Here is an 18442-nt window from a genome sequence, read left to right as displayed (position 1 = left end):
AGGACAGCAAAGACTCACGCCGCGCGAGATGCTGGCGAAGGTCTACGCCACCGCCGGCACGCGCGATTGGGATGCGGTCGAGGCGCTGATCCACCCCGATTTCGTGCTCTACGAGGCCAATTCGCTCCCCTTCGCGGGCGAGTGGCGGGGCAAGGACGCGCTCCAGCGCTGCGCGGCGGCGATGTATGGCACCTGGGCGGACACCAAGCTCGAGATCCTCGACTGCACCGGGGGCGACGCGTACGCGGTGATGGTGATCCGCCTCACCATGCACCCCAAGGACGGCTCCGAGCCCTTCAACCAGACGATCTGCGAGGCGGGCACCTTCGAGGACGGGCTGCTGCGGAGCTTGCGCATCCACTATTTCGACGCCGCTGAAATCGCCGCGCGCGCTTAGGGTTTCCTAATCCCACACCCAGTCGTGGACCGTGCCCGACACGAGGCCGCGCTGTTTCATGATAGTCGCCAGCACCACGTCGATGCTGAGCATATTGTAGCGCCCCGGCCCCATCTCGGTGGCGGCATTGGTGAAGGCGGGGTGGGTGGCGCGGCGCTCGAAATTGGCGATGCAGCGGCGGATCGCCACCTGGGGATCGCCCTCGCCGGTGAGCAGCGCCCGGTAATCGCCGAGCGTCTTGGCGATGAAGGTGCCCTTGAGCGGCGTGGCCGTGGCCATGGCCGGCCAGCAGTCCGGGCTCGCCAGTCCGGCGATCACCCAGCGGTCGAGCCACAGCAGCGCGAATTTGCGCTCCTCCTCTGGCGGCGGAGCGGTCTCGAACGGCAGGCCCCAGCCGAGCATGCCGGACAGCACCGCCACCAGCCCGGGATTGGCGTGGCCGACAAGGATATCAGGCCGCACCGCCAGCGCCCGGTTATACGCCTCGGGGATCACCGCAAGACGCGGGCGCGGGTCGATCCCGCCCTGCCAGTCGATCAGCGCCGACATCATCGCAGAGTGGGACAGGCGGCCGAGGACGTAGAACAGATCGCCGGGATGCGCCGGCGGGGTGGCCGCGAGCTTCTCGGCAAGGCGCTGAGTGTTGGCCGCCACGCCGTCTGCCGCACCGCGCGCGACGTTGCGGCGGAACTCCGCGTCGCTGATCGGCCCTTTGGCTGGTCCACGCGGCGGTTCGGGCGCAGATTGCTTGCCGAGCAATGACTTGAGAAAGCGCATGGCGAAGCCCCCCACCGGCGGCGCGCCGGTTCGCCGTAACCATAGCCGCGCCCTTCGCTGCGCGGCAAGCGAGTGCCTCGCCTTGGTTAACCTTATATAGAACAATGTTAATTATCGCGAGACGGAAGCGGGGTCCGGCACGGCCCCTCCGTGTCGACCCCGAAAGCACTCGGCTACCACTTGCGATGACTGCCCCCGATGCCTCTCCTGCCCCCAAGGGCCTGATCGGTCATACCGGCTTTGTCGGGAGCGCGCTGCTGCGTCAGGCGCGATTTTCGACATGTTATAACAGTGCAAACATTGCCGATATCGAGGGCCGGGCGTTCGGCACGCTGGTCTGCGCCGCCGCGCCCGGATCGATGCTCGAAGCCAACCGCGCGCCCGAGCGGGACAAGGCGGCGATCGACGCGTTGATCGCGCGGCTCTCCCGCGTCGAGGCGGATCGCTTCGTCCTGATTTCCTCGATTGCGGTGCTGGCGGACTTCGCGGGCGGCGATGACGAGGGCACTTCCGCCTATCAGCGCGACCTCGCCTATGGCCGCCACCGCCGCGCGCTCGAGGCCTTCGTGGAGGAGCGCTTCCCCGGCAGCCTCGTGGTCCGCCTGCCTGCGCTGTTCGGCGCTGGCTTGCGCAAGAATTTCCTGTTCGATCTGATGAATCCCGTCCCTTCGATGCTGGCGCAAGCCAAGCATGCGGCGCTGCTGGCGGCGCTAGACGGCGATCTGTCCGGCTGGCTTGCGGCGCTCTATGCGCCCGATGCGACGACCGGACTGCTCAAGCTCGACCGGCCTGCGCTGAACGCCGATCCCCGCCGCGCGGCGCTGGAGGCCGCGCTCGATGCGCTGGGGGCAACCGCGACCCAGTTCCACCACCGCGAGACGACTTACCAGTATTACGCGATTGACCGCCTGTGGCAGGATATCGGCATCGCCTGGCAGGCGGGCGTCACCCATCTCCACCTCGCCCCCGAGCCGCTCGCTGCTGCCGTGATCCATGCCGCCGTCACCGGCCGCCCAATGCCCGAGACGCCTGCGCGTCTCCACCGCGAGGATATGCGCACGCGCCATGCGGGCCTGTGGGGGGCCGGGGGGCCGTATCAATTCGCCGCCGCCGACACGCTCGCGAGCCTCGCCGCCTTCTTTGCCGGCCGGCGCGGGGAGGCGGCATGAAGTTCTCCATGTCCAACATCGCCTGGGCCCCCGAGGAACGCCTCGGGGCCTATGCGATCCTTGCCGAGGCGGGTTTCACCGGGCTCGAGATCGCGCCGGGGCTGTTTTTCCACGCGGCCGATGACCCCTTCGTCCCCGACACCGCCAGCGCGCGGGCCGCGCGGGTCGAGGCGGCGGATGCGGGGCTCGGCCTCGTCTCGATGCAATCGCTGCTGTTCGGCGTCACCGGGGCGGCGCTGTTCGAGGGGGCGGACGCCCGCGCCGCCTTCGAGACCGGCATGCGCCGCACCATCGCGCTGGCCGACCGGTTCGGCATTCCCAATCTCGTCTTCGGCTCGCCGCTGCAACGCCGCGTGCCCGAGGGCCTGGCGATGGCCGACGCTTGGGAGGAGGCCGCCGAGGTGTTCCGCAAGCTCGGCGATGCCGCCGCCGCCGCCGACACCTGCATCGCCATCGAGGCCAATCCGGCGGCCTATGGCACCAATTTCTGCACCACGCTGGACGAGGCGCTCGGCTTCGTCGACCGCGTCGCGCACCCCGCCATCGTGCCGCACCTCGATCTGGGCGCGATGCACATGAACGGTGATTTCGCGAGCGTGCCCGACCGCCTTCCCGCGCTCGCCCCGCGCCTTGCCCACGTCCATGTCAGCGAGCCCGACCTCGCCCCTGCCCCCGCCGATCCCGCCGCGCTCGCCCCGGTGCTGGGCGGTTTGCGCGCCGCCGGATACGCGCGCGCCGTCTCGATCGAGATGAAGCGCGCGCCCGAGGGCCTCGCTGCCGTCCGCCGCGCGGTCGCGGCGCTCGCTGCGGCGCGTGACGCCATGGACGCAGCCCATGCGTGAACCCGACGCCAACCAGTTCAGGAAACCGCGCGAGGACGTGGTGGTCTCGGTGTGCTTCTCCGAACTTGCCGCCACCCCCGCCACCTTCGCGGCGCTCCGCGACCTCGCCGGCAGGCTCGACGGCGCCTACCGCTTCCGCGAGATCATCCTCGTCGTCGACGACACCCAGCGCGAGGCCTTCCTCGATCTGGTGCGCGACGTGCCCAACACCCGCCTGTTCGTGGTCCGCCGCGGCACCGAGTATTATGATCGCCGCGTGATCGCCGCCGAGGAAGCCATCGGCGATCTGGTGGTGCTCGGCAATCTCGACGAGCTCGCCGCGCTCGATGTGCTCGCCTTCCTCGATTTCGCGGAAAGCGAGAACGCGGTGACGATGGCCTTCCGCCCGGCGAAACAACCCTTCAAGCGGCTGCTCGCCTGGCCGTTCATCGGCCTCGGCAAGCTGGCGGGCTTCAATGTCGATCCGGCCGAGTTCCAGTCGATCGCGGTGCCGCGCACGCTGCTCAACCTGCTGCTTGCGCATGACGAGCCCCGCCTCGCGCTGCGCTTCCCCCCGCGCGATCCGCGCCTGCCGCGCGAGTGGTTCCGGACCACGGTGAATGTCGAGAGCCGCAATGCCTTTACCGGCATCGGGCGCAGGCTGGCGCTGCTCCAGACGCTGCTGGTCTATCTGACGCCGACGATGCTGTCGGTGGTGGCGGTGTCCTCGGGCCTGCTGACGCTGGTGGGCCTTGCCTATGCGGCATGGATCGTGGGCGCGGTGCTGCTGGTCGACCAGCTTGCTCCGGGCTGGCTGACCACCAACGCGATGCTGGCGGTGAGCGCGGTGTTCATGGGCTTTTCGACCCTCGGCCTCAGTCTCGGCCTGCAACATCTGCTCAAGCAGCAGCGCCGGTTGAAGGGCGCGCTGGTGCCCGAGGAGGTCAACCGCATCGACCTGTTCCAGCAGGTCGCTTTCGATCTCAACGTGGTGCTGGAGAGCGATACGCCGCCTCCTTCGGAGGGGTGATGAGCGGGGAGCGGACCTCCTATGATTACATCGTCATCGGCGGCGGCTTCTACGGTTGCTGTCTGGCGCTCTACCTGCGCTCGATCTCCTCGCGGGTGCTGCTGGTGGAGGCGGGCGAGGCGCTGATGCAACGCGCCTCGCGGGTCAATCAGGCGCGGGTGCATACCGGCTTCCACTACCCGCGCAGCGCCGCGACGGCGGTCAAGTCGATGCTGCTCCACCGCCGCTTCCTCGCTGATTTCCCCGAGGCCGTGGTCGGCGATTTCCAGATGCTCTACGCCATCGCGCGGCGGCGCTCGAAGGTGACCGCGAAGAAATTCCACCGCATGTTCCGCGACATGGGCGCGCCCATCGAGGTAGCAAGCCCCGCCCACCGCGCGCTGTTCGATGCCGAGCGGATCGAGGAGGTCTTCGCCTGCCACGAGGTCGCATTCGATCACAAGGTCCTGGGCAGGCTGGTGGGCGAAAGGCTCGCGGCAGCAGGGATCGAGGTGCGGCTTTCGACCGAAGCCGTGGGGCTCGAAGACCACCGCGGCGGCGTCGTGGCGCGGCTGGCCGACGGCAGCGAGGTCTCCGCCACCTATGCCTTCAACATCACCTATTCGCAGATCAACGCGGTGCTGGCCAAGGCCGGCCTGCCGCCCGCGCGCCTCAAGCACGAGATCGCCGAGCTCGCCCTGATCGAGCCCCCGCGCGAGCTGGAACGCATCGGTGTCACGGTGATGGACGGGCCGTTCTTCTCGGCCATGCCCTACCCCGCCGAGGGGCTCTATTCGCTCACCCACGTCCGCTACACGCCCCACGACAGCTGGGCCGACAATGCCGCGGCGCGCGATCCCTACCGGCATTTTGCCGCTCTCGAGCCCGAGAGCCGCTTTGCCTTCATGCAGCGCGATGCGCAGTTCTATCTGCCGTGCCTTGCGGGGGCGACCTATCGCCGCTCGATCTACGAGGTGAAGACCGTCCTCATCAAGAACGAGGGCGATGACGGTCGGCCGATCCTCTATCAGCGCAGCCCGGAAGGCAGCCGGGTGATCTCCGTGCTGGGCGGCAAGATCGACAATATCTACGACCTGTTCGAAGCGGTGAAGGACACAGACGGGGCCTTCGCGCGCCTTGATCCGGGGCATGTGTTCGGGCGGGTCCATGCCTGAGATTCTCCGGCTGAGGGGGCGCTCGCGCGGCTTCGCCGCTCTTGGCGGGGTGTTTGCGGTGCTGGCCGCCTTGCGCGGGGGCTGGCTGCTGCACGCGCACAGCCTCAATTCGATCGACGGAGCGCTGCAGACGTGGTTCGCAGCCGATCATTTCGCGCGCGGGGAGCAGTTAGGGACGGCGTTCCAGTCCTATCTCGGCATCACGATGGTGCTGGCGCTGCTGCCGGTGTTCGTGGGCTTCGGCAAGACGCTGTTCGCCTCGACTCTGGCGGCTTACACGCTGGTGCTCGCCGGAGCCTTTGCTTGCAGCTACGCCTGCGCCTGGCTGATCCGTCCGATCCCGCCGCGCACGCGGTGGCAGGCGGCGCTGGTGCTGCTGTTCCTGTTCTACTTCGCCGGACCGATAGGAGGCCATGCGAGCGGGATCGCCTGGCCCGCGACGCTCGATCCCGGCGTCTCGCTGCGGCCCCTGCGCGGGGCGCTGGCGTTCTTCGTGCTGCCGTTCTTCGTGGTGCTGGTGCGGCGGGTGGTGCTGGAGAGCCATGCGCTTGCCGGAGGCCTGCCACTGGGGCTGGTCGCGGGGGCGGGGCTGCTGTGGTCGAACGACGCGGGCATTCCGTTGGTCATCGCGCTGGCGGCTGCGCTGGTGCTGGCGCTGTGGGAGCGGCCCGTGTTGCTGGCGAAGACCCTCGCGATGTTCGGGCTGGGCGTGGCGGCGTCGGCGGGCGCTACCCTGCTGGCGGTGACCCACGGCTCGCCCGGACCGTGGCTCCGATACAATTTCCGCGACGTTGCCGCCGACCAGTTCTGGTTCTTCGCGCCGTGGGAGCGCGCCACGCGCATCCTCTCGCCCGCCGACCTGCCGCAGATCCTCGCCCATGCCGATCCGCTGGCGGCGCTCGGGCTGGTGGTGCTGGCGCTCAGCCTCGCCTTTGCCGCGGTGCAGCGCCTGCGCCGCCGCAGCGCGCCGGTGCGGGGGAGCGCTTTCGTGTTCGTCGGCGCGAGCCTCCTCGGCACGGCGCTGGTGCCGCAGATTGGCGGGCATGTCGGGGCGGAATACAACGGGATCACCTTCGTGCTGGCCGCCTGTGCGCCGCTGATCGCCCTGCCTGCGGGGGTGTGGCGGCGGGCGCGGTGCGTGCTGCGGCTCGCAACCCCGAGGCACTTGACCGTGCTGACGAGTGTCGCCGCGCTGGCGATGGTCGGGGCCGAGACCGCTCGCCTCGCGGCCTTGCCCGAACGTGCCGAGCGCACCGTGTTTGACCCCGCTCTGGGCTTCCACGTCACCCCCGAATATGCCGCAGACCTTGCCGCGATGCGTAAGCTGGCGGCGGGGTGGGATGCGGCTGGCATTCCGGCCGAGCGCCGCTTGCTTTCGGTCTACACCTCGCCGCTCGACATCGCCGCAGGGGTCAGGAGCCCCGCCGATGTCGGCTCGCTGATCCACGCGCTGGGGCCGGAGAAGCGCGCCGCGTTCACCGCACTGGTCGCGCGAGCGCAGGTCAACGCCGTGACCACGATCGCGCCGGACTACAGCGGGTGGGAGGGGTGGCTCACCCGCGCAAGCTGGCCGTTCTTCCGCGCGCTGCGGGAGAACTATGCGCCGCTCGCCCGAAACGACCAGCAGGTGCTTTGGGTGCGTGCCGAGGGCAAGCGCGCGGCCCCGGCGCCCGCCACCTGCCGCGTCGCCGCGCGCGATGAGGGGCGGCTGGTGCTCGAAGTTGCCGCGCCCGCGCCGGGCCTTGCCGCGGTGAGCGTCACCCGCCAGCCGCCCTTTGCCAGCGGGCGGGGCGCGATGCTGACGGTGGTGGAGGACTCTCCTGACACAATCGACACAACCGACCGCTGGGCCGGGTTCCCCCGCTACGGCATCGCCAATGTCGCGGCGCTGGAGCTGATGGCCCCCGTTGCCCCGGACCGCGCCACCCGCCTGACGCTCGAAACCCTCGACGGTTCGGCGGTCGGCAACGCGAGTTGCACCGCCTCGGTGCTCCCCGAGATCGACTTCGCCGCGCTTCCATCCTTGAGCGAGGGCATCGCCCGCCACCTCCCGAAAGGCACCCGATGAGCGAGCTGATCCGCTTCTTCGCGGTGACGGTGCTGGGGGTTATCCTCGACCTCGCCATCGCCTTTGCGCTCCACCACTGGGCCGGCGCGCCGCTATGGCTGGCGGCGGCGGCGGGTTTCATGCTGGCGGCCTCGGCGAATTACGTCATCCACCAGACCTGGAGCTTTAGAGCCGGCCCGCTCTCGCTGCGGCGGGCGGGGCTTTACGCGGTGGTCGCGCTCGCTACGCTGGCGGTGCGTGTGACGATCGTCGCGCTGCTCGACCGGCTGCTTCCCGGAGCCTGGCCGCTGGCGATCCTGGTCGCAGGCGCGGGGGGATCCTTCTGCGTCAACTTCGTGCTCTCCAAGCGGGTCGTCTTCGCGCCTGCGCCCGAGGGGAAGCGGACATGACCATGCAGTCGCCCGCGATCCTCGACGATGCCGCCTGGGAGGTGCCCGCGCACGCGGCCGCGCTCTATGCCCCGCGCGCGCACCGCCACGCGCTGGTCATCCCCGTCATCAACGAGGGCGAGCGGATTCGCGGGCAGCTCCGCCGCATTGCCGCAGCGGGTCTGGCGGTCGACGTGGTGATCGCCGACGGGGGGTCGACCGACGGCTCGCTCGATGCTGACTTCATGCGCGAGGTCGGCGTGCGTGCGGTGCTGACCAAGACCGGCCCCGGCAAGCTCTCCGCCCAATTGCGCATGGCCTATTCGTGGTGCCTGCGCCAAGGCTATGCCGGGATCGTCACCATCGACGGCAACGGCAAGGACGGGGTCGAGGCGGTCGCGGCAATGGTCGCGAGGCTCGAGGAGGGCTGCGACTATGTCCAGGGCTCGCGCTATCTGCCGGGCGGAGCGGCGGAGAACACGCCGCTTGAGCGCACCATCGCCAACCGCCTGATCCACGCGCCGATGCTGAGCCTCGCCGGGCGGCACTGGTTCACCGACACCACCAACGGCTTCCGCGCCTATTCCGCAGCCTATCTCTTGCACCCCGATGTGCAGCCCTTCCGCGAGGTGTTCTCGGTCTACAACCTGTTGTTCTACCTCACCGTCCGGGCCGGGCAGCTGGGGCTGAAGGTCGCCGACGTCTCGGCCGTGCGGCGCTACCCGGACGACGGCAAGGTGCCGACCAAGATCGGCGGGTTTGCCTCCAAGCTGGCGCTGCTCAAGGAGACCTTCGTCGCGGCGACCGGCGGCTACACGCCCGATGCCGCCGTGCGCCGTGCAGGGTGGCTCGCTCCGGTGGCGGTGCTCTTCGCGCTGCTGGGGGTGTTGCTTGCAGGCGTGATCGCCGCGCCGCCCTACTCGCCGGACTCATGGGCGCTGTGGGAGCTGTCGCAGACGGTATTCGGCGATTTCTACCGCTTCACCCATTGGCGCTCCTATGCGAGCGACTTGCCATATTCAGCGAGTTTCCCGCCGCTGACTCCGGTGCTGATCGCAGGTATCGACGCGGTGCTCGGGATCGGCCCGCGCACCGGGCTGATCCTCGCCTTCGCGGCTTTCGCGGGCTTCGCGCTGGTCTCGGAAGCCATCGCGCGGCGGGTGACGGGAGCGGCGTGGCTGGGCCTCGGCGCGGCGCTGGTGCTGCTGGCGGGGCCGAACATGCTGCTCATCGAGATGCAGGCGGGGCGAACGATCCCGCTGCAGTTGCTGCTCTATGCGCTGGTGCTGTGGGGGCTGGTGCGGGGCGCGGCGATCACGCTGGGGCAATCGGCGGCAATCGGGTTTGTCGCCGGGCTGGCGGTGCTGGGCCGCTTCGACGCCGTGCTGCTGCCCGTGCCGGTTGCGCTCGCCATCGGCTGGCTGACGCGCTCGCCTGCCAAGGGCCTCGCCGCGCTGGCGGCCTCGGCTGTCGCGGTCTCGCCGTGGGCGGCATGGTCGCTCGCGACCTTCGGCACCCCCTTTGCAACCGACAATGCCGGGATCGCGGCCGCGCTCGACCCTCGCGCCTATGTGACCGACTGGTGGCCGACCCCGCAACCGACCCTTGCCGACGATCCGCTGGCATGGGCGGGCAAGGTCGGCGCGAATCTCGGGCGGTTCGCCTACATCGCGGCGGGGCTCGCACTGAGCCCGCTCGGCCTTGTGGCGGCGGCGTTCCTCGCTTTCCCCGCCGCGCTGGCGTGGCTGTGCCGCGGGGAGCCACACAAGCATGCGGCGCTCGGCGTGCTGGCCGGGTTTGCGGTGCTGATGGCGCTCATGCTCGCCCCTCAGGTGCTCACCGGCTATGTCGAGCAGCGCTATTTCAGCGCCGCCGTGTGGGCCGGACTGCTGGCGGCCGGGTGCTTCGGGATCGCGCAGAGCGGCGCGCTCCACCAGCGGGCGATTTTTGGCCGAGGCGCGGGCCTTGCCGCCTTGCTGGCGGCGGTGGTCCTGGCGGCGACGGCACCGCGCGAACAGGACGCCGCCCGCTTCGACAAGCCCGCCGATGTCACCGCCCTGAAAGCCTGCCTCGTCGGCGCACCGGACGCCCGCGTGCTCGTGCTCGGCGACGACAACCTTGCCGCGCGCGCCGGGGCACAGGGAGGCATCGCGGCGATGATGGCGCCGCGCAATCTCGCCGAGGGGCGGCTCGATCCCGCAGGCGCCCGCGCCGTTGCCGCGCGCTTCGGTGTCACCCACGTGCTCGCCGCCGATCCGGCCCGCGCGGGCTTCGTCGCGGCCACCTTCCCCGTCACTCCGGTCGCCGGTTGCCCGCTGGCGCTCGCCCGCCTGAAACCCTGAACGAAAAAGGGGCCGGCGAGCATCTGCCCGCCGACCCCCAGAAAGCGATGAGGTGTCAGGCCCTCATCAGAAGTCCTTGCGCAGCGTCACGAAGAACTGCTGCGGCGCGCCCGCGAGCAGGGTCTGGTTGTCGCCCGCAAAGCCGAAGCCGTTCGAACCGATCGTGCCGACATAGTCCTCGTCGAGGAGGTTGGTCACGGTCGCTTCGAGCGCGAGGCCGTCGAGCCAGCGATTGTCGCTGTTGAGGCGCACCCCGATCAGCGCATCGACCAGCACGCGGCCATCCACCGAACGGTCGTTCGAGTAGGTGAAGAAGCGCTCCGAGGTGTAGTTGCCGTTGGCGCGCGCGTAGAAGGTGCCGTTGTCATAGGCCAGTTCGAGGTTGGCGATGCTCTCGGGGCTGTCGACCACGGTGCGGCCACTGATTGCCTGAACCACCGTGCCCGACTGGTTGACGACATCGTCGCGGTAGGTGTTCTCGTTATAGGCGTAGGAGCCGGTCACGGTGAAATCGGGCACCGGCTGCCACTGCAGGCCGATTTCCGCACCGATCGAGCGCACATCGCCGACGTTGGAGAGCAGCGCGGCGTTGCCGACGATGCCCGGGCCCTGCGGGATGGCGAGCAGGCGGTTCGAGAAGTTGACCAGATAGGCCGCGATCACGCCGCTGAACTGGCCCTCGCCGAAGCGGAAGCCGATTTCGTAGGTGTTGGTCTTTTCCGGCTCGATCCGGTCACGCAGCGCGGCAAAGCCGGCGGCCGAGGTCGCGAAGGGACCAGTGGTCGCGGCGGCGGTGAAGGCGCGCTGGTTCTGGGTGAAGCTGGCGAAGATCTCGTTGCCGCCACCAAGCGTGTAGAGCACGCCGACTTGGGGCAGGAAGAAGTCTTCCGACTTGATCTCGCCGAGCGCGAGCGGGCCCGGGACGGGGTTTATCGCGGTCGCCTCGAGCTTTACCGACTGGCCCTTGACCCCGGCGGTCACGGTCAGCGCGTCGGTCACGGCCCACTCGTCCTGCACCGCATACTGGAAGGTGCGGGTGTTGTAGGCGTTGTTCCACTGGGTGAAGAAGGGGTTGGTCTGGTAGTCGAGCGCGCTGGCGCCCGGCACGGTCTGGCTGGTGCCCATGGTGTAGAAGCGGCGGGCCTGTTCGAAGTCGTTGTTCTCGTACCACAGGTCGACGCTGAAGGTGTGCGCGCCGAATGCGATCTCGACATCACCGAGCACGCCGATGCGCTCGATCTCGTATTCGGTGGTGCGGAAGCTGATCGGCAGGCCGCCGGGGCTGGCGCGGTAGGGCGTGATCCACGAACCCTGGCCCTTGTTGGTGTGGTAGTAGACCTGCAGGCCGCCCGACGCCGTATCGCCGAACTGCTGGTCGATCCGCCCGCTGGCAACCCAGTCGCGGCGCAGGCCGGCTGCGTCGTAATAGGCATCGTCGATCGTGGTGATGGGGGCAGGGTAGGTGGTGCCGAAGGTGTTCGGTCCGACCACCACGCCGGTATCGCCGCGGTTGGCGCCGATGAAGGCGAGGCGCACCGCGAGCGGCCAGTCGTTCGAGATGTTGTCCCAATCCAGTCCGAGGCGGTTGATCATCCCCTGGCTGAGATCCTGATAGTCATTCTCCTTGCGGTCGGAGAAGTTGACGAAGGCGGTGAAGGTGGTGCTGTCCGAGACATCGGCGACCAGCTTGGCGTTGACCTAGGTCGAACGCTGCGTGCCGAAGCCCTTCCACTTTTCCGCGTCGATATGGGCGGCGCTGATATAGGCCTTGAACCCGCCGAGATCGCCGGTGTCGAGCGTGCCGTAGGCGCGGATCGTGTTGCTGTCGCCATAGGTGAGGTTGCCGGCAATCCCGAGCTCGTCCTGCGGGTCGCGGCTGAAGAATTCGATCGTGCCGCCGAGGTTCGAGGTCGAGGCGGTGCCGAGCGCGCCTGCGCCCTGGCTGACGCGGGTCTGGCCGATATTGTCGGCGATGATCGCGCGGCTGATGTGCAGCCCGTTGGTGTTGCCGTAGCTCATGTCGCCCAGCGGCACGCCGTCGAGCGTGAAGCCCAGCTGGTTCTGGTTGAAGCCGCGCAGCGTGATGCGGGTCGACCATTCATAGGTGCCGAACGGGTCGGCCGACTGGAAGTTGACGCCCGGCAGCTTGCGCAGCGCGATGAAGGGGCTCGAGCCGGCGGTGGTCAGCTGGATGTCGGCGGCGCCGATCTCGGTCACCTGGCGCACTTCGCCCTTGCCGTAGACGACGATTTCGTCGGCGGTTTCTTCGTCGGTGGTTTCGGCAGCGGTGGTTTCGGCCTCGGCTTCGGCGGCGAAGGCCTGCGCGGGAATGGCGAGGACGAGGAGTGCGGTGCCCGAGAGGAACGCGTTGCGCAGTGCGGAGGTTTTCATGGACTGTGCCCCTTTTGTTGTGGTTGCGGGGGCCGCGCCTAGGCCCGCGATGTTGCGGATCGTGGGCGGATCAATGGCAAGATAACGAAAGTTAGGTGACGGTTCGGGGACGTTGCCCGCCGGTCACAGAGCGCTCCGCCGCCCTCTTGGCCCTCTGCGCACAATGGCGTATTCTCTCGCTTAGGGACGCGGTCTTAGAGCCTCATGATCGAACAGGGGAACGATCCGGTGAAACAGTCGCTCATCAACCTGCTGCCGCCCGCGACGCTCGCGGCGGTCATCGCCTTCTGGGGCCTTGCGCCGGCCGCATGGGTCGAGGCGCCATGGTCGCTGCTGGCGGTCGGGCTCGGCACGCTCGTCTTCGTGCAAGCCCTCGAACTGGTGTTCGAGCGCCACGCAGGCTGGCGCATCAACGGGCGCGAGCTGGCGACCGACATCTTCTATGTCGCCCTCAGCTTCACCGCGATCGGCTATGCCTCCGATGCGCTGATCAACTCGCCCTTGCGCGCACTGAAGGAGAGCTGGGGCATCGCCACGCCGTGGCTCGCGGAACTGCCCTTCCTGGTGCAGACGATGATCCTCTTGTTCCTGTTCGAGCTCGGCCAGTACTGGATGCACCGCGCGATGCACAACTGGACGCCGCTGTGGCTGACCCACGCGCCGCATCACCACATCACGCAGCTGAACGCCGCCAAGGGCTTCGTCGGCAACCCGGTGGAGCTGTTCCTGATCAGCATCGGCATCACCGCGCTGCTCGACGTGGACATGGGCGCCCTGTTCGCCAGCATCACGGCGGGCGGCGTGATCGCGACCTATGCCCACGCCAATGTCAGCGCCAATCCGCCGATCTGGTACGGCTACTTCTTCACCACGATCCGCAACCACTCGCTGCACCACACCGCGACGAGCTACGAGGACACGCGCTGCAACTACGGCAACTCTGTGATCTTCTGGGACCGCGTGTTCGGCACCTACAAGGACGGCGAGAGCGCGATCGTCGGGCAGGATGATCGCAAGCGCCTGTCGATCAAGGAGCAATGGTTGTTCCCGCTCAGGCCGTTGTTGGAGAAGAAGGAAGTGGCTGAGGGGTAGGCTAACCCTAAAGCTCGCGGGCCCGCTTTGCTCCGTACTTTATAATCTGTGCCTGGTGGCGCCGTAGCACCGTTTCCATCCCGTTTCCTGTCGCTCGGATCAATTCCCGGTCGACATAATCGAGCAAGGTCTCGCCGTCAGCAGGATCGACCAGGTTCAGATCGAGGTTCCAGCGCCGCGTCACATCGCCGAGCACCAGATGGCTGTTCTTCTCGACGGCCAGTTTGAGAATGTTGCCGCCAGTGATGCTGAAGCCGAGCATCTGGCATTTGAGCTTTGCCCGGTCACGCAGCCAGAAGGCTTGCATTTTTGCCTTGATCATCTCGGGCGTATCGCCCGGGATCACGCCCGCCATCGAGTGAAAAATGTCCTCGTACACCCGATAATTCCGGCCCGGCGGCGGGAACTGACCGATCCTTCCGGGCTCCCGAATGAATGCAATACCTTTGTCATTGAGAACTTGGCCATCAACTGCGTGACAAAGGTGGCGGATGTCGTCCGGATTGTCGACAGAATAGGTGCCAGTCTGTTGAGCACAGGCTTTGCCCGCACCGGCCAAGGCAAGCAGCATCAAGCAGAACGCCCCTAATCGCATCTTCCAGCCCCCTTTCCGTCCGGTCTGGCACAGCGGCGGCGAGAACAAATCTCTGCTGCCCCTGTGCCCTGTAACCGGCAAATGCTCCTGACCCTCACCCCCCCTTGCGGCTCGCCTCTGCCGCTTCGATCACGCTCTTGTCCCAGGTCACGCGGGTCTGGGTCTGGGGGTTGAAGCGGTTGTCCTCGAACTTGGCGGCCTTGGCGGCGGCGATTTCGGCTTCGGTCATTTCGTCGCCCGCCTTGAGCGCAAAGACGTCGATCCCGCGGGTGATCTCGGTGCCGTAGATGTGGCCCTTGTACCAGTAGACCGACCAGTAGCCGCCGACGATCATCTGCTTCGTGTCGATCGGCCCGCGGTCGAAATAGGCGATCTCCTTGGGGTTGGCGCTGTCGGTGAAGTCCATCACCGAGAGGCCGCCTTGATACCAGGCCTGCGCGAACAGATCGCGGCCAGGCACGGGGATGATCGAGCCGTTGTGCGCGACGCAGTTCTCCTTGTCGGTCTGGGGGGCGGGCATCTTGTAATGCGCGCGGAACACGAGCTTGCCGTCCTTGATGTCGTAGATTGCATTGGCGCCCCAGGTCTTGGGGTCGGACGCCTTGCAGCGCGGCCGCCCGCCGCCGCCCCATTCGTCGGTGAAGATCACCTTGGTGCCGTCATTGTTGAAGGTCGCCGAGTGCCAATAGGCAAAGCCGGTGTCGGTGACGACGTCGAGGCGCTTGGGGCTCAGCGGATCGGCGATGTCGAAGATGATGCCATTGCCCGAGCACGCTCCGGCGGCGATCTTGAGTGCCGGGAAGACGGTGATGTCGTGGCACTGGTCGGTGCGCGAGGTGTTCTGCGTGCCGTCGCCGTGATCGCCGCCCTTCCAGAGCCCGGCGATCTCGCCGGTGGTCTCGTCGGCAAAGACGCGCGGGGATTTGACGATGCGCGCCTTGGAGGGGTCCGCGACCGGGATCTCGATCACGTCGATCGAGAACAGCGCGGTGCGGCTGTCGCCCGGGGTGCTGCCTATGCAGCCGGCCAGCTCCTTCTCGTCGCGGATGCCCGAGGTGCCCGAGTTGTAGACGATGACGCGGGTGGGATCGGCGCTGACCACCGAGTGGGTGTGGCTTCCCCGGCAGGTCTGCACCGCGCCGACCTGACGCGGGGCGGCAAGATCGGAGATGTCGAAGATGCGCAGGCCCCGGAAGCGGTCCTCGTTGATCTTGCCCGGCGCGCCCTCGAGCCCGCAATCGATCCGCCCGCGGGTCTGCTCGACGCTCATGACGAGGAGGTTGCCGACCACCGAGACATCGCCCTGCCCGCCGGGGCAGACGACGCTGCTCTTGAGCGCGGGGACACCGTCGGCGCCCAGCTGGTAGATGTTGAACCCGTGATAGGAGCCTGCGACCATCACATCGCCGAAGAAGGCCATGTCGGTGTTGGCGAAATCGAGCAGGGGGGAACGCTCGGCGAATTCGGTGAGGTCTTCCTCCTCGCGCGCCGGGGGCGTGGCGGCGGCGGCCGCAGGGGCTGCGGCGGGCGCGGCCGCCGTATCTTCCGCGATGTCCGCAACTATGGACGCGGCGGCTTCCGCAGGCGAGACCTCTTCCATCTTCGCCTTCTCGTCCTCGCCCTTCTTGGACGGCACCGGCGGGCGCAGGTCGGCCGGGTTCTCGGGGTTGAAGAAGCCCGCCGGCTTGGCGAGCGTCGCGACCTTGACGAGGCCCATGATCGCCTCGCCCGCATTGTCGAAGCCTGCCGCCAGCCCGACCCGCGGATCGCCCGAGAGCCCGGCGAGCAGCTTGTCCATCTTGCCGATCTCGGCCTTCTGCTCGCTCTCGATATCGCCGACGAACTGGAACAGCACCGGATCGGCGGCGGTGCCGTCCTCGTCGAGCAGCTCCTCGACCATGGTCAGCGCACCATCGTGGTGGGCGATCATCAGGGTCAGGAACTGGCGGTCGAACTCGGTGCCCTTGGCCGCGGCGAGCGCCTTCAGCGCCTCGGGCGAGGCCATGCCCTTCATCATGTGGTGCATATGCTCGGCATGACCCTTCATCATCGGGTCTTCGAGCGGCTCGCCGCGCTCCTTCAGCCAGGTCTGCATGAAGGTGATCTCATCCGCCTGGCTCGATTCGATGCGGCCGGCGATGGTCTGGAGCTCTTCGGTGTTGGTGCGGCCCTTGACCAGCTTGGCCATGTCGACGGCCTGCTGGTGGTGGACGATCATGCTCTGCATGAACGCGACATCCGCCGGGGTGTAGCTCGCCTGCGCAAGCTTGGTCGCCTCCTCGGCCGAGAGCGTTTTCGAGGCCTGCCCGGGCGCGCCGGGCTTCACGATCGGCACAGGTGCCCCCGCGCTCTGAGCAAAGGCAAGGCCCGATGCGGAGAGCAGCAGGGCGGCAAGGCCGGCGCGCGCGGCGCGGCGGGAGGCGGTGTCGGTCATCACGATAGGTCCCCTTGGATCAGATTGACTTGCAGACTGCCGCGGTGCCTCGCGCAGTCAAGTCCGCCAAATGGCCCGCAAGATGGAAATCGACGAACCCCCGACCCGCGTCGAGCAGGGGCTTGGGCGCGCTTGCGGCGCGTGGCAGCGCCCCGGTCGCAGCCTCCCCTGCGCGCCATCGCTTTGGGCGCACCGTTTGCCGCACGCGCCGGAACGAGGCCTTGCCGCGTCGAATCGCGCATGGCTAAGTGCATCGTTAAGCCCGCCGAAACCCTGTCGGAGTAGACTTGCCCCCATGGCACGCCCCCGTTTTCGTTCCCGCATGATTGGGGCCCTCACCGGCCTTCTGGCCTCCTTCGCGGCGCTCGCCAGCCCGGCTGCGGCGAACAGCCAGGACGAGCTGCAGGCGACCTTCGACACCACCTTCGGCACCCAGCCGCGCGATCCGCAGAGTTTCGATGCGGTCTACGCCTCGACCTTCGAGCAGCGCATCGCCGAGCTCGCCAATCCGGCTCTGGGCCGCATCGGTGTGGCTGCGGTCGATCTGGCGACGGGCGAGGAGGTGATGGTGCTCGGCGACCAGCTCTTCCCGATGGCCTCGACCAGCAAGATCGCGATCGCGGCGACCTATCTCGAGATGGTCGAGCAGGGCCGCTACTCGCTCACATCCGAATTCCCGCTGATGCTGCCGGTGCGTTCGGCAAAGTATTCCTCGGCCAAGGCGCCGGTCCGGCCCGGGCAGTACATGCCGGCGATCGACCTGATCGAGATCATGATCACCCGCTCGTCCAACCCGGCGACCGACGCGCTGCTGGCCGCGGTCGGCGGGCCCCAGGCTGTCAACAGCTGGATGGCGCGCAAGGGGATCGCCCCCTTCTCGATCAACCGCGACATCGCCACGCTGGTGCGCGATGACGGCGAGTACAATCCCGCCACCCACATCGACAGCCGCGATGCCGCCACCCCGCGCGCCATGGCACGCCTGCTCTCCGGGCTTTACCGCGGCGAATATCTCTCCGAGCAGAGCCGCCAGGTGATCCTCGGCGCGATGAGCCGCACGGTTACCGGCAAGCGCCGCATCCCCGCCGCCATGCCGCTCGAAGCGCGGGTGAGCCACAAGACCGGCTCGCTCAACAACACCTCGAGCGACATCGGCCTCATCGAATGCCCGGACGGGCGCGTGATCGCGGTGGCGATCTACGTCACCGGGCAGGGCACCAAGCTGGCCCGCGAGGAGCGCATCGCCGCGATCGCCCGCGCGCTCTATGATGGCTTTGCGGTCAAGGCCCAAGCGGATCCGACCCGCAACTGGGCGAGCGCGCCTTACGCCACCGGGGGCTGAGGCTCCTTCGACAGGGCGGGCAGCAAAAAGGGCGGCGCCGTTCGGCAGCCGCCCTTCGCTTGTTCCGACCTCCTGAGAAGCGAGGCGCTTACTCGGCGCCGGCTTCCTCGGCCTGGTCGACCACGCTCAGCGCGTCGTCGCCGACTTCGTCGGTGGTCTTCTCGGCCTGGTTCGCGGCTTCGGCGGCGGCGTCCTTGATTTCCTGAGTGCTTTCGACGGCAGTGTCCTCGATGGCTTCACCAGCGTTGTCGGCCGCGTCTGCTTCGGTGGTCATCTCCTCGACCGTTTCGTCGGTCTCGGTTTCGGTGTTGTTGCTGCACGCCGACAGGCCGAGCGCGGCGGTGGCGACGGCGGCGGCGAGGATGATCTTGCGCATGACGTGTGGTCCTTTGTCCTTGCGAATGGCACGCGCCCTCCCAAGGACGCGCCGACCGGTGTTCTGATGATCCGGTTCGAGGGTGA

At 68.1% G+C, this 18442-nt stretch carries 16 protein-coding genes; 10 read left to right on the top strand and 6 right to left on the bottom strand.

Going from position 1 to position 18442, the window contains the following annotated elements:
* Positions 1–28: 28 nt before the first annotated feature.
* Entirely contained in the window at positions 29–397 is a 369-nt protein-coding gene (locus NBV68_RS00535; RefSeq protein ID WP_296306377.1) for a nuclear transport factor 2 family protein, read from the top strand.
* Between the two features lie 6 nt (positions 398–403).
* Here the strand turns inward: NBV68_RS00535 and NBV68_RS00530 are convergent, their stop codons facing one another.
* Positions 404–1174: a hypothetical protein gene (locus tag NBV68_RS00530; protein WP_296306375.1), complete on the bottom strand. Its 771-nt coding sequence runs from the start codon at positions 1172–1174 to the stop codon at positions 404–406.
* Between the two features lie 185 nt (positions 1175–1359).
* Here NBV68_RS00530 and NBV68_RS00525 point away from each other — a divergent pair, with 185 nt between their 5' ends.
* Genes NBV68_RS00525 through NBV68_RS00495 form a run of 7 tightly spaced genes read left to right on the top strand, consistent with a single transcriptional unit; the run spans position 1360 to position 10126 of the window.
* Positions 1360–2343: a hypothetical protein gene (locus NBV68_RS00525; protein WP_296306374.1), complete on the top strand. Its 984-nt coding sequence runs from the start codon at positions 1360–1362 to the stop codon at positions 2341–2343.
* Positions 2340–3185, top strand: a complete 846-nt coding sequence (locus NBV68_RS00520; RefSeq protein WP_296306373.1) for a sugar phosphate isomerase/epimerase family protein — start codon at positions 2340–2342, stop codon at positions 3183–3185. The genes NBV68_RS00525 and NBV68_RS00520 overlap by 4 nt, the downstream gene beginning before the upstream one ends.
* Entirely contained in the window at positions 3178–4194 is a 1017-nt protein-coding gene (locus NBV68_RS00515) for a hypothetical protein (protein ID WP_296306372.1), read from the top strand. The genes NBV68_RS00520 and NBV68_RS00515 overlap by 8 nt, the downstream gene beginning before the upstream one ends.
* Positions 4194–5348, top strand: a complete 1155-nt coding sequence (locus NBV68_RS00510) for an FAD-dependent oxidoreductase (protein WP_296306370.1) — start codon at positions 4194–4196, stop codon at positions 5346–5348. Before NBV68_RS00515 ends, NBV68_RS00510 begins: the two co-directional genes overlap by 1 nt.
* Positions 5341–7416, top strand: coding sequence for a hypothetical protein (locus tag NBV68_RS00505; protein WP_296306369.1), 2076 nt, complete (start codon positions 5341–5343; stop codon positions 7414–7416). The genes NBV68_RS00510 and NBV68_RS00505 overlap by 8 nt, the downstream gene beginning before the upstream one ends.
* A complete protein-coding gene (locus tag NBV68_RS00500) occupies positions 7413–7805 on the top strand; it encodes a GtrA family protein (protein WP_296306368.1) in 393 nt (130 codons plus the stop codon). Before NBV68_RS00505 ends, NBV68_RS00500 begins: the two co-directional genes overlap by 4 nt.
* Positions 7802–10126 (top strand): glycosyltransferase family 2 protein, encoded by a 2325-nt coding sequence (locus NBV68_RS00495; protein WP_296306366.1) that lies wholly within the window; start codon positions 7802–7804, stop codon positions 10124–10126. The genes NBV68_RS00500 and NBV68_RS00495 overlap by 4 nt, the downstream gene beginning before the upstream one ends.
* A gap of 66 nt (positions 10127–10192) precedes the next feature.
* Here the strand turns inward: NBV68_RS00495 and NBV68_RS00490 are convergent, their stop codons facing one another.
* Together NBV68_RS00490 and NBV68_RS00485 are read right to left on the bottom strand one after the other, a co-directional pair.
* The gene (locus NBV68_RS00490; RefSeq protein WP_366067196.1) at positions 10193–11812 is read right to left on the bottom strand and encodes a TonB-dependent receptor; all 1620 of its coding nucleotides are present in this window, start codon (positions 11810–11812) and stop codon (positions 10193–10195) included.
* A 12-nt stretch (positions 11813–11824) separates the two neighbouring features.
* Complete coding sequence (locus tag NBV68_RS00485; RefSeq protein ID WP_296306364.1) at positions 11825–12517, bottom strand: TonB-dependent receptor plug domain-containing protein; 693 nt, start codon at positions 12515–12517, stop codon at positions 11825–11827.
* Between the two features lie 228 nt (positions 12518–12745).
* Here NBV68_RS00485 and NBV68_RS00480 point away from each other — a divergent pair, with 228 nt between their 5' ends.
* Entirely contained in the window at positions 12746–13609 is an 864-nt protein-coding gene (locus NBV68_RS00480; RefSeq protein WP_296306363.1) for a sterol desaturase family protein, read from the top strand.
* A 7-nt stretch (positions 13610–13616) separates the two neighbouring features.
* On the opposite strand, the gene NBV68_RS00475 is transcribed toward NBV68_RS00480, so the two are convergent.
* Together NBV68_RS00475 and NBV68_RS00470 are read right to left on the bottom strand one after the other, a co-directional pair.
* A complete protein-coding gene (locus tag NBV68_RS00475) occupies positions 13617–14183 on the bottom strand; it encodes a hypothetical protein (protein ID WP_296306362.1) in 567 nt (188 codons plus the stop codon).
* A gap of 115 nt (positions 14184–14298) precedes the next feature.
* Entirely contained in the window at positions 14299–16638 is a 2340-nt protein-coding gene (locus NBV68_RS00470) for a DUF305 domain-containing protein (RefSeq protein WP_296306401.1), read from the bottom strand.
* A 295-nt stretch (positions 16639–16933) separates the two neighbouring features.
* Between NBV68_RS00470 and NBV68_RS00465 the strand changes: the two genes are divergently transcribed.
* Positions 16934–17980 carry a serine hydrolase gene (locus NBV68_RS00465; protein WP_296306361.1) on the top strand — a complete coding sequence of 349 codons (1047 nt, stop codon included), beginning with the start codon at positions 16934–16936 and terminating at the stop codon, positions 17978–17980.
* 88 nt (positions 17981–18068) lie between these two features.
* On the opposite strand, the gene NBV68_RS00460 is transcribed toward NBV68_RS00465, so the two are convergent.
* Positions 18069–18356 carry a hypothetical protein gene (locus NBV68_RS00460; protein ID WP_296306360.1) on the bottom strand — a complete coding sequence of 96 codons (288 nt, stop codon included), beginning with the start codon at positions 18354–18356 and terminating at the stop codon, positions 18069–18071.
* Positions 18357–18442: the final 86 nt, after the last annotated feature.

Origin of the sequence: Erythrobacter sp. (genome assembly GCF_023653175.1) — a bacterium.
Taxonomy (GTDB): Bacteria; Pseudomonadota; Alphaproteobacteria; order Sphingomonadales; family Sphingomonadaceae; genus Erythrobacter.
This window is presented reverse-complemented; position numbering and strand designations above follow the sequence as displayed.

Excerpts from the sequence above, each read along its gene's own strand:
- NBV68_RS00535 (WP_296306377.1), top strand. The coding sequence starts at position 29 with ATGCTGGCGAAGGTCTACGCCACCGCCGGCACGCGCGATTGGGATGCG.
- NBV68_RS00530 (WP_296306375.1), bottom strand. The coding sequence starts at position 1,174 with ATGCGCTTTCTCAAGTCATTGCTCGGCAAGCAATCTGCGCCCGAACCG.
- NBV68_RS00525 (WP_296306374.1), top strand. The coding sequence starts at position 1,360 with ATGACTGCCCCCGATGCCTCTCCTGCCCCCAAGGGCCTGATCGGTCAT.
- NBV68_RS00520 (WP_296306373.1), top strand. The coding sequence starts at position 2,340 with ATGAAGTTCTCCATGTCCAACATCGCCTGGGCCCCCGAGGAACGCCTC.
- NBV68_RS00515 (WP_296306372.1), top strand. The coding sequence starts at position 3,178 with ATGCGTGAACCCGACGCCAACCAGTTCAGGAAACCGCGCGAGGACGTG.
- NBV68_RS00510 (WP_296306370.1), top strand. The coding sequence starts at position 4,194 with ATGAGCGGGGAGCGGACCTCCTATGATTACATCGTCATCGGCGGCGGC.
- NBV68_RS00505 (WP_296306369.1), top strand. The coding sequence starts at position 5,341 with ATGCCTGAGATTCTCCGGCTGAGGGGGCGCTCGCGCGGCTTCGCCGCT.
- NBV68_RS00500 (WP_296306368.1), top strand. The coding sequence starts at position 7,413 with ATGAGCGAGCTGATCCGCTTCTTCGCGGTGACGGTGCTGGGGGTTATC.
- NBV68_RS00495 (WP_296306366.1), top strand. The coding sequence starts at position 7,802 with ATGACCATGCAGTCGCCCGCGATCCTCGACGATGCCGCCTGGGAGGTG.
- NBV68_RS00485 (WP_296306364.1), bottom strand. The coding sequence starts at position 12,517 with ATGAAAACCTCCGCACTGCGCAACGCGTTCCTCTCGGGCACCGCACTC.
- NBV68_RS00470 (WP_296306401.1), bottom strand. The coding sequence starts at position 16,638 with ATGACCGACACCGCCTCCCGCCGCGCCGCGCGCGCCGGCCTTGCCGCC.
- NBV68_RS00465 (WP_296306361.1), top strand. The coding sequence starts at position 16,934 with ATGGCACGCCCCCGTTTTCGTTCCCGCATGATTGGGGCCCTCACCGGC.
- NBV68_RS00460 (WP_296306360.1), bottom strand. The coding sequence starts at position 18,356 with ATGCGCAAGATCATCCTCGCCGCCGCCGTCGCCACCGCCGCGCTCGGC.